16 protein-coding genes are annotated in these 19,813 nt (G+C 72.5%); 10 read left to right on the forward strand and 6 right to left on the reverse strand.

Features of this window, described 5'->3' with window-relative positions; all coding sequences use genetic code 11:
* Positions 1-17: 17 nt before the first annotated feature.
* The 5 genes from AC3E6M_RS13180 to AC3E6M_RS13200 form a co-directional block, all read right to left on the reverse strand.
* Positions 18-200: a DUF5302 domain-containing protein gene (locus AC3E6M_RS13180; protein WP_138177538.1), complete on the reverse strand. Its 183-nt coding sequence runs from the start codon at positions 198-200 to the stop codon at positions 18-20.
* Positions 201-294: 94 nt separating this feature from the next.
* Complete coding sequence (locus tag AC3E6M_RS13185) at positions 295-1,218, reverse strand: DnaJ domain-containing protein (RefSeq protein WP_490530181.1); 924 nt, start codon at positions 1,216-1,218, stop codon at positions 295-297.
* 310 nt (positions 1,219-1,528) lie between these two features.
* Positions 1,529-2,053, reverse strand: coding sequence for a hypothetical protein (locus AC3E6M_RS13190; RefSeq protein WP_138177542.1), 525 nt, complete (start codon positions 2,051-2,053; stop codon positions 1,529-1,531).
* Positions 2,050-2,922, reverse strand: coding sequence for an LssY C-terminal domain-containing protein (locus AC3E6M_RS13195; protein ID WP_490530182.1), 873 nt, complete (start codon positions 2,920-2,922; stop codon positions 2,050-2,052). Before AC3E6M_RS13195 ends, AC3E6M_RS13190 begins: the two co-directional genes overlap by 4 nt.
* A 7-nt stretch (positions 2,923-2,929) precedes the next feature.
* The gene (locus AC3E6M_RS13200; protein WP_490530183.1) at positions 2,930-3,994 is read right to left on the reverse strand and encodes an enoyl-CoA hydratase/isomerase family protein; all 1,065 of its coding nucleotides are present in this window, start codon (positions 3,992-3,994) and stop codon (positions 2,930-2,932) included.
* Positions 3,995-4,081: 87 nt separating this feature from the next.
* On the opposite strand from AC3E6M_RS13200, the gene AC3E6M_RS13205 reads away from it, so the two are divergent.
* Both AC3E6M_RS13205 and AC3E6M_RS13210 read left to right on the forward strand, forming a co-directional pair.
* Positions 4,082-5,386 carry an ABC transporter ATP-binding protein gene (locus AC3E6M_RS13205; protein ID WP_490530184.1) on the forward strand — a complete coding sequence of 435 codons (1,305 nt, stop codon included), beginning with the start codon at positions 4,082-4,084 and terminating at the stop codon, positions 5,384-5,386.
* On the forward strand, positions 5,383-6,201 hold the full coding sequence (locus AC3E6M_RS13210) for an ABC transporter permease (protein ID WP_138177550.1): 819 nt from the start codon (positions 5,383-5,385) through the stop codon (positions 6,199-6,201). Before AC3E6M_RS13205 ends, AC3E6M_RS13210 begins: the two co-directional genes overlap by 4 nt.
* A gap of 351 nt (positions 6,202-6,552) precedes the next feature.
* Here the strand turns inward: AC3E6M_RS13210 and AC3E6M_RS13215 are convergent, their stop codons facing one another.
* Positions 6,553-6,942, reverse strand: coding sequence for a hypothetical protein (locus AC3E6M_RS13215; protein ID WP_490530185.1), 390 nt, complete (start codon positions 6,940-6,942; stop codon positions 6,553-6,555).
* A 356-nt stretch (positions 6,943-7,298) separates the two neighbouring features.
* Between AC3E6M_RS13215 and cofG the strand changes: the two genes are divergently transcribed.
* The 8 genes from cofG (at position 7,299) to cofC (ending at position 19,717) form a co-directional block, all read left to right on the forward strand.
* Complete coding sequence (gene cofG, locus AC3E6M_RS13220; protein ID WP_490530186.1) at positions 7,299-10,160, forward strand: 7,8-didemethyl-8-hydroxy-5-deazariboflavin synthase CofG; 2,862 nt, start codon at positions 7,299-7,301, stop codon at positions 10,158-10,160.
* Entirely contained in the window at positions 10,157-11,620 is a 1,464-nt protein-coding gene (locus AC3E6M_RS13225) for a flavin-containing monooxygenase (RefSeq protein ID WP_490530187.1), read from the forward strand. The genes cofG and AC3E6M_RS13225 overlap by 4 nt, the downstream gene beginning before the upstream one ends.
* A gap of 39 nt (positions 11,621-11,659) precedes the next feature.
* Entirely contained in the window at positions 11,660-12,670 is a 1,011-nt protein-coding gene (fgd, locus tag AC3E6M_RS13230; RefSeq protein WP_138177372.1) for a glucose-6-phosphate dehydrogenase (coenzyme-F420), read from the forward strand.
* 103 nt (positions 12,671-12,773) lie between these two features.
* Positions 12,774-13,364, forward strand: a complete 591-nt coding sequence (locus tag AC3E6M_RS13235) for a MarR family winged helix-turn-helix transcriptional regulator (RefSeq protein WP_138177370.1) — start codon at positions 12,774-12,776, stop codon at positions 13,362-13,364.
* A gap of 109 nt (positions 13,365-13,473) precedes the next feature.
* The gene (locus AC3E6M_RS13240) at positions 13,474-14,769 is read left to right on the forward strand and encodes an MFS transporter (RefSeq protein WP_490530188.1); all 1,296 of its coding nucleotides are present in this window, start codon (positions 13,474-13,476) and stop codon (positions 14,767-14,769) included.
* Positions 14,766-17,552 (forward strand): alpha-L-rhamnosidase, encoded by a 2,787-nt coding sequence (locus tag AC3E6M_RS13245; protein WP_490530189.1) that lies wholly within the window; start codon positions 14,766-14,768, stop codon positions 17,550-17,552. The genes AC3E6M_RS13240 and AC3E6M_RS13245 overlap by 4 nt, the downstream gene beginning before the upstream one ends.
* Positions 17,549-18,961: a hypothetical protein gene (locus tag AC3E6M_RS13250; RefSeq protein WP_490530190.1), complete on the forward strand. Its 1,413-nt coding sequence runs from the start codon at positions 17,549-17,551 to the stop codon at positions 18,959-18,961. Before AC3E6M_RS13245 ends, AC3E6M_RS13250 begins: the two co-directional genes overlap by 4 nt.
* A 117-nt stretch (positions 18,962-19,078) precedes the next feature.
* Positions 19,079-19,717 carry a 2-phospho-L-lactate guanylyltransferase gene (gene cofC, locus AC3E6M_RS13255; protein WP_490530191.1) on the forward strand — a complete coding sequence of 213 codons (639 nt, stop codon included), beginning with the start codon at positions 19,079-19,081 and terminating at the stop codon, positions 19,715-19,717.
* The last annotated feature ends 96 nt before the right edge of the window (positions 19,718-19,813 follow it).

Below are 19,813 nucleotides of genomic sequence, written 5' to 3' on the forward strand. Positions count from 1 at the left end.
GAGTTCGGACCGGCGGGTCAGCCGCTCTTGCGGCGGAACTCCCGCTTGGTGACGGCTCCGTGCGTGCCCTGAACGGCCGAGTGACCGTCCAGGTGCGCCTGACCCGACCGCTGCTGCCCGTTCTTCTTCGCCAGGGCTTCCTTGAACTTTCGCTTCATGTCGTCGGATGCCGCGGCATCCGGGGTCTCGTCGGTACTCATGCCCCCACCCTAGGCAGGTCTGGCAAACCGCCGCAGGCCGAACGCCCCGAGCCCGCGCTGATCCTTCGCGGTGCCGGGCAGGCGTGTCCGCGGCTCAGACGTGGCGGACACGCTGCTGCAGCCGCGTGCGGATGTCGAACAGTTCCGTCCCGCCGACTTCGCGCGCCCCCGGGATGCCGCGGCGCAACAGCGTCGTGAGCGCGCTGCGGGCGACCAGGACGACCGGGGTGCCGCGCACCTTGCCGAGGTCGGTGACCGCGTCGAGGATCGCGTCGTCGGGGAGGATCACCATCGCCCCGCTGAATCGGACGCCCGCCGCCCGGGCGATCACGCGGGCACGCGAGACGAGCTGCGTCACGGGCGCCCCGATGACGTTCGGGCCCGTGACCTCGCCGCGCCGCACGCCGACGGGACCACCGAAGTCCTCGCTGAGCATCGCGTACAGACCGCTCGGTCCGAGCACGAGGTGATCGACCTTCTGCTCCGGGTCGAGGCCGTCGCGGTCGGCGAACACGTCGTGCCACACCGTGTACCCCATGCCGAGCTCGGCGACCAGCCGCGCGGTCTCCTCCTCGGCGAGCGCGTCGGCGAGGATGTGCCGGATCTCCGGCGGCGCCGACCGCACGAGCGCCGGGTCGTAGGGATCGGCGATGTCGACGCCGCGTCCGACCCACTCGCGGATCAGCGACAGGTACCGCTCGCGCCGCCATCCTCCGGGCTGCCCGTAGGCGCGAGCACGCGGACGCGTGTCCGGACGGGGAGGAGGGGATGCCGTGCTCCCGCCGCCCCATTCGGCGGCGGCGTGCCCGCGACCGCGGTCGTAGGCCGCGCGGGCCTCGGGCGTGCCGACGAGCTCCCACGCGCGCTGCACCTGGACGAACAGTTCGGCGTCGCCGCCGGTGTCGGGGTGGGTCTCACGCAGCCGCACGCGGTAGGCGCGCCGCAGACCGTCGTCGTCGATCTCGGCCTCGACGCGGAGCACCTGATATGCCGAGAGCGACATGGGACTGTCGAACACGTCCGTCATCCGTTCTGCCGCTCGGGCGCGGCATCCTCCAGGCTAGTCGTCGCCGTCTGGGCACGGCCCGGGATCCGACCGGGGAGTCCCTGACGGCTGCATATCTCCTGCAACTTCCGGCAGTCCGCCCGGCCTCCGCGCCACCGGACGGATGCTGCAGGAGTTGTGCGCCCATGGCCCCCACCCGGCCGCGCTCCGCCGGCTGCACAACTCCGGCAGAATTGCCGGCTGCCCGCGCCGTCGGCGCCTCAGCGACCACTCCGCAGGAGTTGTGCGGACGAGACCGGTCGCCCGCGACCGGACCCGGGCGTCACCGCCGCTCGTTGCGGCGGGCGTACGCGGCCGCGTCGCGGCTGGACAGCGCCAGCAGCACGAGGATGTCGAGGCTCAGCGTCACCAGCGTCGTGCCGACCGTGATCTCTTGCCCGAATTCCCACCAGCCCACGAAAGCCGTGGCGATCGAGATCGTCGACAGCAGCATGCCGATGACCCGGGCGACGTTGCTTCCCCGCAGCAGCAGGATGCCGAACACCGTCTGAATCAGGAAGACCGCGCCCATGATCCCGAGGAACAGCCCGGCGTCCACGTCGAAATCGGACAGCGTGAGCGCCGTCGGCTCGTCGGCGTCGCCCCCGGCGGCCGCCGAGAGGACCTGCAGCCACGGCGGGAGGTCGAAGGCGACGGTGAACGCCCACAGCAGCCCCGACAGTGCGCGGAGCAGCACGAGCACTCCTCCGGCGACCGTCGCGCCGGGTCGACGCATCGCGGGGTCGCGCATGACCGGCGCGGCGAGCGGTTCGAATGCCGCCCTCTTCTCCGGATGCCTCTCCCTCACGGCCTTCCCTCCGCCTCGACGTCGCGCCGCCCGGCATCCGTCCGCTCTCCGCCCGTGCGGGACTCGACGCCCCGGACGTCGAGGATCGGCAGATCGCCATCGGTGGTGATGCTGTCGCCGCCGCCGTTGCGCGAGTGGTAGCCGGTCGAGAAATCCCGGATGACGCCGACCGTCACGCCCGGGAGATTCCGCACGGTGTCGACGATGTGGTCGCGCTCGATGTCGGTGTCCGCGTCGATGCGGTGCGTGACCTGCAGGGTGAACAGCGACAAGCCCACGGCGCGGTCGAAGGTCCCCGCGGCCAGCCAATCGACCCGGCGACCGCCGGGGAGCAGCCAGCCGTCCGGACACCGCCACAATCGCACGTGGTGGCGCTGCGCCGGCGACCCCGCGACCTCCTGCTGGTAGGCGAGATCCTGCATGCGGCCGAAGAGGAACAGCGGGCTCACCGGCGCGGTGGGGTAGCTGCGTCGCGTGAGGGTGGATGCCACGATGCGCCACGACGACGCGAAACCGACGGGGTCGGCCGGGATCCACCCCGCCGCCGCCATCACGGCCTCGACCTGCGTCCGCTCCCCCTGGTAGGCGAGGTTCACCGGGTCGCCGAGCAGGCCGTCGGACGTGCGGGTGCGGCCCATGAAGTAGTCGGGCACGTAGATCGCGGTGAGGATGCGGTGCAACCGAGGGAGCACGAGGTAGGCGAGAAGGCCCCAGAACACCACCGCCATGACGACGCCGCCCCAGCCCAACGTGAAGGTCTGGGTGAAACTGAGGTAGGCGAGCCAGACGGCCGCGAGACCCGCGAAGACGAAGAAGAACCCGTCGAGCAACCGCCCGATCGACCACCGCCTCCGCCCCGCTCTGGTCATCGCACGGTCACCACAGAGCCGGATCGGGGTCGAAAGCGAAGGCCTCGCCCACGCGCCCCGCGGGAAGGTCTGCGTGAGCCGACGGCGACCAGGACGGCGAGCGGTCCTTGTCGACGAGCTGCGCCCGGATGCCCTCGGCGAGGTCGGGTTGCGTCGTGGCGAACCACATCACGAGGCCGTACTCCTGCGCGAGGGCGGCGCGCAGGGACGGCAGGGTCCGCGCCCGGCGGACGGCTTCGAGCGTCACGGCGACCGCCGTCGGCGCCGAGGACTCGAGCAGATCGGCGGTCGCGTGCGCCTCGGGCTCCCAGCGCTGGCGCAGGCGATACAGGATGCCGCCGAGGTCGTCGGCCGAGAAGGCGTCGTCGATCCACGGACGCCAGGTCTCCAGGTTCGACCGCTCGGGGCTCTCGTCGAACAGGAGCACGAGCTCGGTCGGGCTGGACGGATCGGCGCGGTACTGCAGTGCCTCGTGCAGGGCGGACAGGTGCGCGACGGGGACGAGGTGGTCGGCGAACCCGGCGTACAGCGCGTCGGCGGCATCCATCGTCGCGCCGGTCAGGCCGAGGTATTCGCCCAGACGGCCGGGAGCGCGTCCGAGCAGCCAGGAGCCGCCCACGTCGGGGGAGAAGCCGATGCGCGTCTCGGGCATCGCCAGCCGGGACCGCTCGGTCACGATGCGGATGCGGGCGTGGCCCGCGAGCCCGATCCCGCCGCCCATCGTCACTCCGTCGGCGATCGCGACGATCGGCTTGGGGTAGGTGGCGATGCGGTGGTTGAGGGCGTACTCCTCGCGGAAGAACGTGTGCACCTCGTCGACCTGCCCGGCCACGACGAAGTCGTAGAGCGCCCGGACATCGCCTCCGGCGCAGAAGCCGCGATCCCCCGCACCGTCGAGAAGCACGAGGTCGACGTCGGAATCGTTCTCCCAGCGGTCGAGGGCGACCGCGAGCCGGCGGATCATGCCGAGGTCGAGGGCGTTGATCGCGCGCGGACGGTTCAGGGTCACGTGACCCACTCCGCGCCAGGCTCGCGCGATCACCGCGTCGTCGTCGGATCGCTGTGCGTTCACGCTGCCACGTTACACACGCCGCGAGATGTGTTTTCGGCCTCGGATCGGGGAAGATGGGGAGAACGCCCGCCGAACGAGAGGTACTCGATGCCCGAAGGACAGGTGCTGGAATTCTCCGGGCTGACCAAGCGCTTCGGCGCGGTGTCGGCCGTCGACGGTTTGACGGCCCGTGTGGAGCCGGGTCTGGTGACGGGATTCCTGGGCCCGAACGGCGCGGGCAAGACGACGTCGCTGCGCATGCTGCTCGGTCTGGTGCGGCCCACCTCGGGGTCCGCCACGATCGGCGGTCGCCGGTACGCCGAGATCGAGCGACCGCTGCAGAGCGTCGGCTCTGCGCTCGAGGCATCCAGTTTCCACCCGGGCCGCTCGGCGGCGAACCACCTCAAGGCCTACGCCCGCGCGGCGCGTCTGCCGCTCTCGCGCGTGGACGAGGTGCTGGGTCTCGTCGGTCTCGCCGACGTCGCCGGACGCCGCGTCGGCGGATACTCGCTCGGGATGCGCCAGCGCCTGGGCCTGGCCACCGCCTTGCTCGGAGACCCGGGCGTCCTCGTCCTCGACGAGCCCTCGAACGGCCTCGACCCCGAAGGCATCCGCTGGATGCGCTCGCTGCTGCGCCACCTCGCCGAAGAAGGACGCACGGTGCTGGTGTCGTCGCACCTGCTCGCCGAGGTGCAGCAGACCGTCGACGCGCTGCTGATCATCTCGCGCGGCCGCTTGGTCTTCCAGGGAGGCACCGAGGATCTCGCCGACCCCGACGAGTACTCCACGGTGGTCGACTCCCCCGACCGCGAAGCCCTGTCCCGCGTGCTCGACGAGCACGGCATCCCGTTCCAGCTGCTGCGCAACGGCTTCACGATCCGGCACGTCGAACCGATCCAGGTCGGTACCCTCGCCGCGGGCGCCGGGATCGCGCTGTCGCACCTGCAGAGCAAGGGCGCGAGTCTCGAAGACATCTTCCTCGAGCTCGTCAGCGGCGAGCGCGTGCACGCGAGCGCGGCGGGTGGGGAGGCACCCCCGGCCTCGTCGGCGGAAGAACCGGATGCCGCGGCCCCCGCGCCGCAGTCCGCCCCGGTGCCCGCGTCGACCGCGGCTCCCGTGCCCGCGCCGGGCGCGGCTACAGCACCCGCGTCGGCGCCTGTCCCGGCTCCGGCACCCGCGCCGGCCGCCGCCACAGCACCCGCGTCGGCCGCCGCCACAGCACCCGCGCCGACCGACGAACCGGCCGCCCCGTCGACCGATCTGGTCGCCGTCCTCCCGGCGCCACGACCCGCTTCGGCCCCGACCGATGACGACCCCTCCGACCCGCGCCCCTCGTACGCGGTGGCCTCGACGGGCGTGATCGACATCGTGCCCGTCGAAGCCCGCACCGAAGACACGGAGGTGCAGCGATGAGCCTCGTGGCATCCGCTCGCTCCGAGTACACCAAGCAGTTCAGCACCGCCGGCTGGTGGGTGCTCGGCATCGTGCTCGTGGTCTACGTCGGCTTCACGGCGGGCGTCCTGGCCCTCGCGTTCGGGGGCGTGGCATCCGGCAAGCTCCCCGGTGCCACCGGTCCCACCCCCTCCGCCGACGGCCTCGCCGGACTCGTCTACAGCTCGGCGAGCGCCGTGGGGTACGTCTTCCCGCTGCTGGCGGGGACGCTCATGGTGACGACCGAGTTCCGGCACAAGACCCTTACCCCGACGTTCCTCGCGACACCCCGGCGCGGTGTCGTGCTGGTCGGAAAGTTCGCGATCGGCATCGTCGTCGGCGTGCTCTACGGCATCCTCGGATCCATCGCCGCGATCGGTGCGGGCGCCGGAGTCTTCGCCGCGTTCGGACTCGACACGCAGCTCGGCTCGTCCGACACCTGGGTACTCGTGGGGCGGATGCTGCTGGCCTTCGCCCTGTGGGCGGTCGTCGGGATCGGCGTGGGCACCGTCGTGCGCAACCAGGTGGCCGCGATCGTGATCGTGCTGGCCGTGACGCTGTTCATCGAGCCGATCGTCCGCACCGTCGCCGGCGTCGTCGACGGACTCGGCGAGGTCGCGCGGTGGTTCCCGAGCGCCGCGAGCGACGCCCTCGTGGGCCAGACGATCTTCGGCGCCGTCGGCGCGGGCGGTGCCGAGCCGCTCGAATGGTGGCTCGGCGGACTCGTACTGCTCGGCTACGCCGTGGTGCTCGTCGCGATCGGCCTCGCCACGACCTGGCGCCGCGACATCGACTGACGCGTCTCAGCGGCGAGGCGTCTCGGCCGCGGGGCGGGCTGCGGGGCGTCTCGGCCGCGGGGCGGGCTGCAGGGCGTCTCAGTCGCGGGGCGTCTCGGCCGCGGGGCGTCTCGGCCGCGGGGCGGGCTGCGGGGCGTCTCGGCCGGGCCGGGCCGTGGCGGGCTGGGCCGCGATGGGGCTGCGGCGGGGCTGGTTGCGGCGTGTCGGGGCCGCGCGGCGGGGAGCGCCCACGTTCGGGCCGGGCGCCCACATTCTCGGCGACCCGAACATGCGACCTCGACCCGATCGTGGGCGTTCGTCCAGATCACGCGATCTGGACGCCCGAGCGGGGGCGTCCGGTCGCAGAGCGGCTCAGGACACCAGGTCGGCGACGTCCTCGGGCCCGGATGCCACGTCCAGGCGCAGCGCCTTCAGTAGCGCCACGCCGTGCTTGGTAGTGAGCACGAGGCGTTCGAACTCGTCGTGGCCGCTGAGGTCGACGACGACGCTCGACTTACGACGACGGATGACGACGAAGTCGTTGCCGCCGGCCGACTTCCATGTGCCCATCGCGACGGCGACGGGCAGGTTCGTGCCGGGGTTGGGGACGCCGCGGAGCCACGTCCACGCGTCGTCCGTCAGCTGCACGCGGTCGATCGTGGCGCGGGGCACGACGATGTTGCGCTTGCGGAACGACAGGGCACGCTCGGTCGGCGAGAGCACGACCTCGAGCTGCGTCGAATCGAGCAGCAGTGTCACCATGCCATCCATCCTGCCAGCGCCGCGCACCCGCTACCGCTCCCGCGCCTCACGAGAGCGCAACGATCCGCCCGCCGCCGCCCCGGCGCCACTCCCCACCGCCACCCCGGCCGCGAGACTGCATGCGCCTGACGAAACCGTCGCAGCCTGCAGTGGGGTTGTCAGGCAGATGCAGTCTCGCGGCCACCGCACCGACTCGCGGCCGCCGCGCCCGCGGCCACCGCACCGACCCGCGCCACCGCACCAACCCGCGGCCACCGCACCGACCCGGCGCCACGAGCCCCCGCCCCACGGCGCGGCGCCAACCCACGGCAGGCCCCCGCGGCCCGGGTGTCGGAGGGGAGGGATAGCCTGGAGCGATGAGTACGGGCAGCGCTGCGCCGCAGGCCGCACCGGCCCGGGGCGACTCGATCGACGACCTCCTCGAGCGCGTGCGCGGAGGGTACCGCCCCGACGTCGACGAGACCGAGATGCTGCTCCACGCGCCGCTCGGTGTGCTGTCCCGCGCGGCCTCGAAGATGCGCGACGAGGGACTCGCGCGTGCCGGGCGTCCCCACGTCATCACGTACTCGCGCAAGGTGTTCGTGCCCCTCACGACCCTGTGCCGCGACCGCTGCCACTACTGCGTCTTCGTCGACACCCCCGGCCAGCTGAACCTCCTGCGCAAGCCCGCGTACATGAGCCCCGAGCAGGTGCTCACGGTCGTGCGCCAGGGCCAGGCCCTGGGCTGCAAAGAGGCGCTGCTGACGCTCGGCGACCGCCCCGAAGAGCGGTGGCCCGAGGCCCGCGCGTGGCTCGACGAGCACGGCTTCGCCTCGACGATCGACTACGTCGCGCACATCGCACGGCTCATCACGGCCGAGACCGGCATGCTCGTGCACGCCAATCCCGGCGTGATGCGCCCCGACGAACTGGCGACGCTGCGCCCGGTCTCGCCGTCGATGGGCATGATGCTCGAGACCACCTCCCGCCGCCTCTACGAGGAGCCCGGTCAGGTGCACTTCGGCTCCCCCGACAAAGACCCCGACCTGCGGCTGCGGGTCATCGACGACGCGGGGGCCGCCGGCATCCCGTTCACGACCGGCATCCTCGTCGGCATCGGCGAGACCGTCCGCGACCGCGCCGAGTCCCTCGTCGCCCTGCGCGATCTCGACGACCGCCACGGGCACGTGCAAGAGGTCATCGTGCAGAACTTCCGTGCGAAGCCCCGCACGGCGATGCAGGGCGCTCCGGATGCCGACATGCACGAGTACCTCGTCACGGTCGCCGTCGCGCGGCTCGTGTTCGGCCCCGACATGCGGATCCAGGTTCCGCCGAACCTCTCCGACCCGCGCGAGCTGGGGCTGCTTGTCGACGCCGGAATCGACGACTGGGGCGGGGTCTCGCCGCTCACGGCCGATCACGTGAACCCCGAGCGTCCGTGGCCGCACATCGACGACCTCGCCGCGCAGACCGCCGCCCGCGGCTTCGCGCTCCGCGAGCGACTCACCGCGCACCCCGAGTTCGTGCACGACGCCGCGCGCTGGATCGACCCGGCGCTGCACGCCCCCGTACGGGCGTTGGCGGATGCCACGGGCCTCGCGGCCGATGTGATTCCAGCAGCGGTGAGCGGCGGCGCCGGTGCGGCCGGCACCCTGGCGAGAGGCGCCGGCGCAGCGAGCGCCCCCGCCACGGGAGGGGATTCCGCAACGGGAGGACGCCCCGGGGCCATGACATCCTCCGCTCCCCGAATCTCCTCCGCTCCCCCGGCCTCGCCCACCCCCGCCTCCGAAGCAGATCCCGCGACGGGAGGAGATCCGGCCCCGGGAGGAGAGTCCACCCCCGCCGCATCCTCCGCTCCCCGAATCTCCTCCGCTCCCCCGGCCTCGCCCACCCCCGCCTCCGAAGCAGATCCCGCGACGGGAGGAGATCCGGCCCCGGGAGGAGAGTCCGCCCCCGCCGCATCCTCCGCCGCCGGATTCTCCTCCGCTCCCCTCGCGGATGCCGCGACCAGTGCCGGCTCCGCGCGATCCGCAGCCGCCGACCCGGGCGTGCAGCGCCGACCCGGGCGCGCAGCCGCCGACCCGGGCGTGCAGCGCCGACCCGGGCGCGCAGCCGCCGACCCGGGCGTGCGGCGCCTCGCCGAACGCGCCCCCGCCGACCCCCTCGCGCTCGACGACACCGACTGGACGCGGCTCCTGCACGCCACCGGTGCCGAGCTCGACGTTCTGGCCGCCGCCGCCGACGACGCGCGCCGCTACACCGTCGGCGAGCCGGTCACCCTCGTGCGCAACCGCAACCTCACGTCGACGGGCTTCCGCCGTGCGGGCCGAACCGGCGCGGGCGAATTCGACCTCGCGGATGCCGAGGCGATCGCCGCGGATGCCGCCGACCTCGGGGCCACCGAGCTCTGCGTCCAGGGTGCGCTGGCGCCGGGCGAAGACCCCTCGGCGTACCTCGACCTCGTGCGGGCCGTGAAGCGCGGGGCGCCCGGCATCCATGTCCACGCGTACCGCCCGCTCGACGTGCGCGATCTCGCCGACCGCGGCGGGCTCGGGCTCGACGGCGCCCTCGCCGCGATGCGCGAGGCGGGCGTCGACACCGTGCCGGGCACGGGCGTGAAGGTGCTGAGCGAGCGCGTCCGCGGGCTCGTGGCCCCCGGCGATCTCGAGATCGACCGCTGGATCGAGGGCATCACGGCCGCGCATCGCGCCGGTTTCCGATCCACCTCGGTGCTGTTCTACGGACACGTCGAGACCGCCGAGGAGCGCATCGCGCATCTGCGTACGCTGCGCGGCATCCAGGACGAGACGCGCGGCTTCGCGGAGTTCGTGCCGATCCCCCTCCCCGGCGGCGACGTGCCCCTCGTCGCGGGCCGCGCGCCCCTCGACGAGCACCGCGCGATGGTCGCGGTGGCGCGCCTGATGCTGTCGGGGGCGATCCCGCACGTGCAGATCCCGTGGACCCGCGTCGGACGCGAGAACGCCGCGGTGCTGCTGCGCGCCGGGGGTGACGACCTCGGCGGGACGCTCTACGACGGGCGCGTGCTGCCCGACACCGGCATCGAGCAAGGTCTCGAGCTGCCGGTCGCGGCGGCAGAACGGATCGCGCGAAGCCTGATGCGGCCGTTCCGTCTGCGCACCACCGATTACGGGGTGGAGCGCACGCCCATCGACTCGTCGGCGCCGTACGTCGTCACCAGCGGGGGCACGCGGTTCCCCCTCCGCAAGGCCCGCCCGTGAGCGTCATCGACGTCGTCGTGGTGGGCGCAGGGTTCGCCGGGCTCGGCATGACCGATGCTCTGCACCGCGCCGGGCGCGACGAGGTCGTCGTCATCGAACGCGCGGGCGATGTCGGCGGTACCTGGCGCGACAACACCTATCCGGGCGTCGCGTGCGACGTGCCCGCCCACCTCTACAGCTATGCCGCGCACCCGCACGCCGGGTGGTCGCGGACGTTCGCCGAGGGCCACGAGATCCAGCAGTACCTGCGCGACGTCGCCGGGGGCCTCGTCGATCGCATCCGGCTGCGCACCCCCCTCGCGGGCGCGGAATGGGATGCCGACACCGCGCTGTGGCGCATCGACACCGGCGCCGAACAGCTCCAGGCCCGCTCCCTCGTGCTGGCGTGCGGGCGGCTCACCGAGCCGCACGTGCCCGCGATCGACGGCCTCGAGTCCTTCCCCGGACCGCTGTTCCACTCGGCTCGCTGGGATCACGGGGTCGATCTCACCGGGAAGCGGGTGGCCGTCGTGGGCACCGGCGCGAGCGCCGTGCAGCTCGTGCCCGAGCTCGCCCAGCTCGCGGCGCACGTGACGCTCTTCCAGCGCACCCCCGCGTGGATCGTCCCGCGCGGCGGCGGCGAGATCCCGCCGGAGGAGCGCGAACGCCTCACCCAGAGCCCCGGCGCTCTCGCGCGGCTGCGCGCCGAGCTCTACGCCGAGGGTGAGGCCCGCTTCGCCTCGCGCTCCGGCGACGCCGCCGCCTCCGCCGCCGCCCGCGACGCCGCGCTCGCGCATTTGCACGCCCAGGTCGCCGACCCCGCCCTGCGTGCTGCGCTCACTCCCGACTACGCCTTCGGCTGCAAGCGCGTGCTGCTCTCGGACGCGTTCTACCCCGCAGTGGCATCCGACCGGGTCACGCTCGAACCGACCGCCCTCGACCGGGTCGATGGGTCGACGCTCACCGCTGCGAGCGGCCGACAGCACGCAGCCGACGTGCTCGTGCTGGCCACCGGCTTCGCCTCGACGCAGCAGCCCTACGCCGAGCTCGTGCGCGGCGAGGAGGGCACGCTCGCCGAGCACTGGGAATCGGGCATGACCTCGTTCGGCTCCACGGTGGTCGCGGGCTTCCCCAACCTCTTCGTCCTCAACGGCCCGAACGCGAGCCTCGGCCACAACTCGGCCGTGCTCATGATGGAGGAGCAGGCCGCGTACGTCGTGCGGGCGCTCGCCGAGCGCGACCGCCGCGCCGACCGCGTGCTGCGGGTACGCCCCGAGGCCGAGGCGGCCTACACCGACGAGATCGCCGCGGCCGCGGCATCCACCCCCTGGATGACCGGCGGATGCCGCAACTGGTACGTCGATGAGCGGTCGGGGCGGCTGACGCTGCTGTGGCCGGGCACCGTGCAGGCGTTCCACGAGAGACTGACCGGTACCGACGGGTCGGAGTTCGAACCCGCGCACACCCCCGTGCGCGGCTGACGCATCGCCCGCTCGCGCGGGTCACGGAGAAGGAGAGTCATGAGCGTTCCGCTGCGATTCGGATACAAGGCCTCGAGCGAGCAGTTCGGGCCGAACGAGCTGCTCGACTTCGGCGTGCTCGCCGAGGAGATGGGCTTCGACTCGGTCTTCCTCTCCGACCACCTGCAGCCGTGGCGGCACGAGGGCGGACACGCGCCCAACGCCCTCCCCTGGCTCGGAGCGCTCGGCGCTCGCACCGAGCGCGTCATGCTCGGGACGTCGGTGCTCACCCCCACGTTCCGCTACCACCCGGGCGTCATCGCGCAGGTGTTCGCGACGCTCGGCGTGATGTTCCCCGGCCGCGTCGCCCTCGGCGTCGGCACCGGCGAAGCGCTGAACGAAGTCACCCTCGGCCTCGAGTGGCCCGAGCCGCCCGAGCGCTTCCAGCGCCTGAAAGAGGCGATCACCCTCATCGACACGCTGTGGACCGAAGACCGGGTCACTTTCGAGGGCACCTACTACTCGGTGAAGGATGCCACGATCTACGACCGTCCCGAGCAGAAGGTGCCGATCTACATCGGCGCCTCGGGTCCCGCGGCCACGCGCCTCGCCGGACGCATCGCCGAGGGCTACATCACCACGAGCGGCAAGGACCCCGAGCTCTACACCGAGAAGCTGCTCCCGGCCCTCGACGAGGGTCTCGCCAAGGAGGGCCGCACGCGCGACGACATCGACACGCTCATGGAGGTCAAGGTCTCGTACCACCCCGACCACCAGACCGCCCTCGAGAAGACCCGCTTCTGGGCGCCGCTCGCTCTCACCCCCGAAGAGAAGATGAGCGTGCACGACCCCCTCGAGATGCAGCGCCTCGCCGACGAGCTGCCGATCGAGCGGGCGGCATCCCGGTTCATCGTCTCGACCGACATCGACGAGCACGTCGAGCGCATCGCGCACTACGTCGACCTGGGCTTCCGGCACCTCGTGTTCCACGACCCCGGGCACGACCAGGAGGAGTTCCTGCGCACGTACGGCGCCGAGGTGCTGCCGAGGTTGCGGGCCCGGTTCGCCTGAGCGGCTCCGCCTCGCTCGGGTCGGATGCCGGTGGAGGGTCATTCCTCGTGCGCCGCCGCGCCGCGCCCCGGCCCGCAGAAGCGGCGTGAGCGAAGATGGGAGCATGCCGCGTCGTCCCCATTCCGCCGTGCCCCTCGAATCGACCCCGGCGGTCATGGCGCCCGTCGTCGGCGGCGGAGGCCTCGACGCCCGCGCCGCGATGCAGGCCATCATCACGTGGGCGTCCTCCGGCTCGCGCCGGGAGGACCTGCTCCGCCGGAGCGCCTTTCCGCTCCCCGATGACATGCTCGCGTTCCTCGTCATGAACCAGCTGGCCTACCGGGGCGCCGCGCGACCCACCGAGCTCGCCGACGCCGCACACACCGGCCGCTCCAACCTCAGCAAAGTCGTGCGGCGTCTCGAAGCGGCCGATCTCGTCGGACGCATGGCGAACCCCGACGACGGGCGGGAGACGATGATCGCGCTCACCCCCGGCGGACGCGAAGTGGCCGAACGCATCGTCGCGGCCAGTGAGACCGACTTCGCCCACGCCATCGCGGGCTGGGGCGATGACGAGCGGGAGCAGTTCGAAGACCTGCTCGTGCGCCTCGTCCGCGACCTCGATCGACGCGTCGACGGCGAGGTGCAGCGGGTGTCCGGTGCGCCCTGGGAGCCGTCGACGACGCACTGGGATCCGCGACCCCACGGCGACTGACGGGCGCGCTCGACCCTCGGAGACGGTGTCGGATTCGGGATTGATTGTCTTCTGGACAATCATTGGGTAACCTCCCCCTGTCCCGTTCGCGCTTCGAAGGAGAAGTCCCATGCCCGCCCGCCCCCTGCACACACGCCCCTGGTGGGTCGCCACCGTCTCCGGGATGGCGTCCTACATCGATTCCGCCGCGATCACCGGGTTCAGCACGTCGCTGGTGATCCTCCGCGCCGAACTCGGCCTCGAAGAGTGGCAAGTGGGCGCCGCGGCCGCGTCGCTCACCCTGTCGATCGCCGTCGGCGCGCTCGTGGGCGGACGGCTGGGCGACCGCTTCGGCCGTCGCCCCGTCTTCACGGTCACGATGATGCTCATCATCGCCGCCGCCGCCGCGCTGATCCTCGCCCCGTCGTTCACCGTCGTGATCGCGGGCGCGGTGCTGCTGGGGTTCGCGACCGGTGCCGACCTGCCCGTGTCGCTCGCGACGATCGCCGAAGCGGCGACCGACGACAACCGCGGCCGGCTGCTCGGCTTCTCGAACCTGCTGTGGATCATCGGCATCGTCGCCAACACGTTGCTCGCCAGCGTGGTCGGGGACTGGGGTCGCCTCGGCGCTCAGGTCCTCTTCGGACACATCGGCGTCGTCGCTCTTCTGGTGCTCCTGGGGCGCCTCACGATCCCCGAGTCCGCGAGCTGGACCACCGCACGCGAGGAGCGCCGCGCCGGGATCGCCACCGTCCGCGCCGATCGTTCCCGCATCACCGACCTGCTCCGGGCTCCCTACGCGGTCCCGTTCCTGGCCCTCATGGCGTTCTACGCGCTGACCGGACTCGTCGCCAACACGAGCGGCCAGTTCGGCACCTACATCCTCGTCACATACGGCGGCGCCACGGTCGGCCAGGCCGCGCTCATCGCGCTGCCGATGATCCCCATCGCCGTGCTCGGCTACCTGTGGTTCATGAAGATCGCCGACGGACCCCGGCGATTCCTGTACTTCCAGATCGGCGCCGCTCTCATGATCGTGTCGAAGCTCGTCGTCGTGTTCGCGGGATTGAACATCGTCACCTACGCCGTCAGCGCGCTGCTGGCCGCACTCGGCGGAGCCTTCGCCTTCGAGGGCATCATGAAGGTATGGACGCAGGAGGCATTCCCCACCCTGCTCCGCTCGACCGCGCAGGGGGCCATCATCTCCGTCGGACGCTTCAGCGCGGCCGGACTCGCGGCGGTCACACCGCTGCTGCTGCAGTCGGGTGTCGTCGCCTTCTACCTCCTGCTCACCGCCTTCAACGTGGTCGGCCTCGGAATCGCCTGGGCCGTCTTCCGGCGCCGAACCGCACCGGCGATCGACACCGAGGCATCCGCCGATCCGGAGGCCACCGGAACGGCCCCCGTGACGGGAGCGGCCTCATGACACCCTCTCTTCCCGGGCCGCGGGTTCACCTCGCCGTCGAGGCGCCGCGCCCCGGCGACGCCGTCCCCGTCGGTCGCCCCGCGATCAGCTGGCGTGTCGAGGCGACGGATGCCGGGTGGTATCCGCACGGTGCGGAACTCCGGTGGGAATCCGATGGCGACGTGACCGTCGCGCGCATCGGCGGCGACGACCGGATCCGCATCGCCTGGCCTTTCGGTCCCCTCCGCGCCCGCCAGGAGGGCCGACTCCGCATCCGCCTGACGAGCCCCGACGGATCGGTCGGCGACTGGAGCGACCCCGTCACCGTCGTCGCCGGTTTCCTCGACGACGGCGAGTGGGATGCCGAGTGGATCGGGCACCCCGCCCCGGACAGGCACGCGCATCCCGCCCTCTTGCGTCACGCGTTCACGGCATCCGGTGTCGTCCGGGCGACGCTGTACGCGACCGCCGTCGGTTCCTACCAAGCGGACCTGAACGGCGTCGACGTCGACGACCACGTCCTCAAGCCCGGATGGACGCCCTTCGACCAGCGGACGGTCTACGACACCACCGATGTCACCGCGCTCGTGCGCGACGGCGAGAACACCCTGACCTTCCGGCTCGCGGGGACGTGGGCGACCGAGCACTTCGGCTTCCGCCAGAACGCTCGCCCCCGGTACGGCGATCAGCCCCGTCTCGCCGCGCAACTCCTTCTGGAACACGCGGACGGCTCGACGCGGTGGATCCGCACGGGACGCGAATGGCAGGGCGCGAGCGGCCCGATCACCGCCAGCGGACTGTACGAGGGCGAGCATCACGACGCCCGCCTCTCCCCCGTGTCCCGATGGGCGCCGGTGCGGGTCGTGGAGCCGGATCCGATTCCCGGGCCGCGCATCTCCCCGCCCGTGCGCCGGATCGAGGAGCGGCCGGTCGCGGTGGTCCTGCCCTCGGACGAGGGGGCGATCCTGCTCGACTTCGGGCAGAACCTCGTGGGGCGTCTGCGCATCCGGGTGTCGGGCCCGCGGGGCACGACCCTGACACTTCGCCATGCCGAAGTGCTCGAGGACGGGGGTCTCGGCATCCGGCCGCTGCGCCGCGCGGTCTCCACCGACACCTACACGCTGGCGGGGACGGGCGCCGAGGTGTGGGAGCCCGAGTTCACCTTCCACGGGTTCCGCTTCGCCGAGATCCGGGGCTGGCCCGGAGAATTCGATCCGAGCGCTGTGACCGCGGTCGTCGTCCACAGCGACATGACGCGTACCGGGTGGTTCCGCACCTCGCATCCGCTGCTCCAGAAGCTGCACGACAACGTCGTATGGAGCCTGCGCGGCAACTTCCTCTCGATCCCGACCGATTGCCCGCAGCGCGACGAGCGTCTCGGCTGGACCGGCGACATCCAGGTCTTCGCGCCCACCGCCGGGTTCTTGTACGACGTCCGCAGTTTCCTCGACTCGTGGCTCCGCGACCTGCGCCTGGAACAGGATGCCGACGGCACCGTGCCCTTCGTCGTCCCCGACGTGCTGGGTCTGGCGCGGCCCGCGGCCGCGTGGGGCGATGCCGCCGTCATCGTCCCGGACGTGCTCGAACGGCTCTTCGGCGACCGAGACACGCTCGCGCGTCAGTATCCGAGTGCACGCGCGTGGGTCGACCTGTGCCTCCGCCTCGCCGGTCCCCGGCGCGTGTGGGAGGGCGACTTCCAGTTCGGCGACTGGCTCGACCCGACCGCTCCGCCGGATCGCCCCGGCCACGCGATGACCGCGACCGGACTGGTCGCGACGGCGTATCTCGCACGGTCGGCCGGCGTCCTCGCACGCGCGGCGAGCATCGTCGGAGAGGAGCAGGATGCCGCGCGCTACCGAGCGGCCTCCGACGAAGTCCGGGCCGCATTCGTGCGCGAGTACGTCACCGCGGCCGGCCGCATGGTCTCGGACACGCCCACCGCTTATGCGCTCGGTATCGTCTTCGACCTGATCCCGACCGAGACCCGCGCCGCCGCCGGGGTGCGGCTCGCCGACCTCGTCCGCGAGAACGGCTACCGGATCGCGACGGGCTTCGTCGGGACGCCGGTGATCCTCGACGCTCTGACCGCGACCGGGCACGACCACGCGGCGGCACGGCTGCTGCTCGAAACGGGATGCCCCTCGTGGCTGTATCCCGTGACGAAGGGAGCGACGACGATCTGGGAGCGCTGGGACTCCATGCTCCCCGACGGCAGCATCAATCCCGGCGATATGACGAGCTTCAACCACTACGCCCTGGGTGCCGTCGCCGACTGGATGCATCGCGAGCTCGGCGGACTCACCGTGCTCGAGCCGGGCGCGCGACGGGTCCGCATCGCCCCGCGCCCCCTCCCGGGCATCGATGACGCCGAGGTGGTCCTCGACAGCGCCTCCGGCCGGATCGAGGTCGCCTGGCGACGGGACGGGCAGCAGATCCAGGTGCGCGCGACGATCCCGAGCGGGGTCGAGGCCGAGACCGACGGGCCTCGGACCCTGGGTGCCGGCATCCACCACTGGACGCGTGCGGTCGTCGAACCCGAGCCTCTCGGCGCGGTGGATCTGACCTCCTCGCTGGCGCAGGTCATGGACGATCCGGCCGCCCTCGCGATCGTCGAGAGCACCCTCGCCGAGCACCGCCCCGCCGCGGTCGAGGCGATGCGGGCGGCGACGCGGTGGACGCGAGGCCAGACGCTCGCCGAGGTCGTGTTCCAGTACGCCAGCCCCGCGATCCAGCGGGAGATCGGTCGGCGCCTCGCGGTCCTGTCGGCCTCCCGCACCGCGAATCGAATCGAGGCACCGACGTGACGAGCTACGCACACCAGATCGATCGCCTGAACGCCCTGGGGCCACGGCGTTCGGGAAACGCCGCCCACAGGGCGCTGATCGACGACGTGGCGGCGGACCTCGCCGCCCTCGGGTACCGCGTCGAACGCGATACGCACACGTTCGAGCGCTGGGACGCCCCCGAACGCGGCGCATCGCTCACGGTGGACGGGCGCGATGTCGAGGTCTCGTCGCCCTGGCCGTACTCGGGAGAGACGGGAGCGGCGGGAGTCACCGCTCCGCTCGCACGGGTGTCGGGCCACCGGAAAGACTGGGCGTCGGCCGCCGGGTGCATCGCCGTGGTCGAGGTCGCGAACATCCAGGCCCCGGCGGCGCTCGTGCTGGACTCCTGGGGCGGCGACCTCCCGTTCGACGCCGTGGCGAACCCCGTCATCTCCGCCGAGCTCAGCGGCGTCGATCTGACCGCCGCGCGCGCGGCGGGGGTGGTCGGAGTCGTCACGGTCTGGCGCGGCCTGGCCGACGACGAGGCGCGCGGCCAGTACCTGCCCTTCACGCGCCCGTATCAGGGGCTTCCCGCCGTCTGGGTGCCCGAGACCGAGGGCGACGGTCTGGTCGCCGCGGCACGTCGAGGCGCACGGGCGACGCTGGTCCTGGATGCCACGCGGCACCCGGGCGCGAGCATGGACACCGTCTGGGCGATCTCGCCGGGGACAGGACCCCACGCCGACGAGAGCGTGATCGTGGTGACGCACAGCGACGGCGGCAATGCGGTCGAGGAGAACGGATTCATCGGACTTCTCGCGCTCGCGCGCGACGCTGCCGAGGTCCCGCACGACCGCACGATCGTGTTCGTCCTGGTGGCCGGCCACCTGCGGATTCCGGCGGTCACCGCGCACGGGCAGGCGACGACCGCCTGGCTCGACGCACATCCCGAGTTGTGGCGGGCGGATGCCGGAGGCTGCACCGCCGTCGCGGGACTCGTGATCGAACACCTCGGCGCGAAGCGGCGGCGCGACGATGCGCCCGGCACGGACCCCGGCCGCGAGGAGCTCGAACCCGAGCTGCTGTACGCCACCACGCGCGAGCTCGATGAGCTCGCGCGTGCGGTGTGGGAGGGCGCCGGGCCCGCACACCCCGTCAAGCCCGGGGCCGTGGTGCATCTCGGCGAGGGCGAGCCGCTGTTCGAGAACGGCATCCCCGCGATCGCCCTCGTGACGGGGCCGGTGTCGCTGCTCGCCGAGACTCCGTACGCGGGAGTCGATCTCGACGTTCTCGCGCGCCAGGTCGAGAGTTTCCGCACGCTGCAACGATGGCTCGCGGCGGCACCGGACCGCGCAGCATTCGGCACAGTGCGGCGTCCGAATCGTTTCCGAAAGCTGCTCGCGGGGGCGCGGATCGCCTGGTTCCTCTCGCGGCGCCGACGGCGCTGACCAGACGGGCGCGAGCCCACGGGGCGGAGTGCAGCGCCACACACGGGATCGGACCGGTTTCCGCGCGAACCGCTACCCCTGGGAGAAATGTCGGGGGTCCGGCGCACAATGGAGTTGATGAGCACTCCTGAGGTCCGCGACGGGTGGACGATCGTCGTACCGGTGAAGCCCGCCGCCCTGGGCAAGACGCGGCTGACCGCCGTGACAGCCGACCGCGAGGCCCTGGCCAGAGCGATCGCGATCGACACGATCGCCGCCGCCGCGGCGACCCCGCGGGTTTCGCATGTGCTCGTCGTGACGGATGACGCCGAGGTCTCGGCCCTGGTGTCGACCTGGCCCGCGGTCGACGTGATCGCCGAGGGCGACGTGCGCGGCCTCGACGCCGCGATCGCGCTGGGTGCCGCCACCGCCGGTCAGGGCGCGCCCCGCGCGGCGCTGCTGGGCGACCTTCCCGCGCTGACGCCGCACGATCTCGACGCCGCGCTCGAACTCGCCGGCCATCTCGAGCGGGGCCTGGTCCCGGATGCCGAGGGCACCGGCTCCACCCTCGTCACGGCTCGACCCGGCGCGGTATGGGTCTCCGCTTTCGGCGCCGACTCCGCAGCCCGCCACCGGCTCCTCGGGTGCACCGACCTCGCGGTTCCGCGCGGGTCGACGCTGCGCCGCGACGTCGACACCGCCGCGCAGCTCGCCGAAGCCGTGGCGTTGGGCGTCGGACCGCGGACGGCGGCGGTGCTGGCGGCGGCTGCGGCCTGACGCGCGCGCCGCGGATCCGCCGAGTCTCGCGTTCCGAGCAGAACCCGAAGCCTGCGACGTTCGCGCAATCCTGCGACCGCCGAGTTCTCGGCATCC

The organism is Microbacterium sp. SCPM-O-B-15248 (M128), from assembly GCF_058214835.1.

Excerpts from the sequence above, each read along its gene's own strand:
- AC3E6M_RS13205 (WP_490530184.1), top strand. The coding sequence starts at position 4,082 with ATGCCCGAAGGACAGGTGCTGGAATTCTCCGGGCTGACCAAGCGCTTC.
- AC3E6M_RS13245 (WP_490530189.1), top strand. The coding sequence starts at position 14,766 with ATGACACCCTCTCTTCCCGGGCCGCGGGTTCACCTCGCCGTCGAGGCG.
- AC3E6M_RS13180 (WP_138177538.1), bottom strand. The coding sequence starts at position 200 with ATGAGTACCGACGAGACCCCGGATGCCGCGGCATCCGACGACATGAAG.
- cofG (WP_490530186.1), top strand. The coding sequence starts at position 7,299 with ATGAGTACGGGCAGCGCTGCGCCGCAGGCCGCACCGGCCCGGGGCGAC.
- cofC (WP_490530191.1), top strand. The coding sequence starts at position 19,079 with ATGAGCACTCCTGAGGTCCGCGACGGGTGGACGATCGTCGTACCGGTG.
- AC3E6M_RS13235 (WP_138177370.1), top strand. The coding sequence starts at position 12,774 with ATGCCGCGTCGTCCCCATTCCGCCGTGCCCCTCGAATCGACCCCGGCG.
- fgd (WP_138177372.1), top strand. The coding sequence starts at position 11,660 with ATGAGCGTTCCGCTGCGATTCGGATACAAGGCCTCGAGCGAGCAGTTC.
- AC3E6M_RS13240 (WP_490530188.1), top strand. The coding sequence starts at position 13,474 with ATGCCCGCCCGCCCCCTGCACACACGCCCCTGGTGGGTCGCCACCGTC.
- AC3E6M_RS13215 (WP_490530185.1), bottom strand. The coding sequence starts at position 6,942 with ATGGTGACACTGCTGCTCGATTCGACGCAGCTCGAGGTCGTGCTCTCG.
- AC3E6M_RS13195 (WP_490530182.1), bottom strand. The coding sequence starts at position 2,922 with ATGACCAGAGCGGGGCGGAGGCGGTGGTCGATCGGGCGGTTGCTCGAC.
- AC3E6M_RS13210 (WP_138177550.1), top strand. The coding sequence starts at position 5,383 with ATGAGCCTCGTGGCATCCGCTCGCTCCGAGTACACCAAGCAGTTCAGC.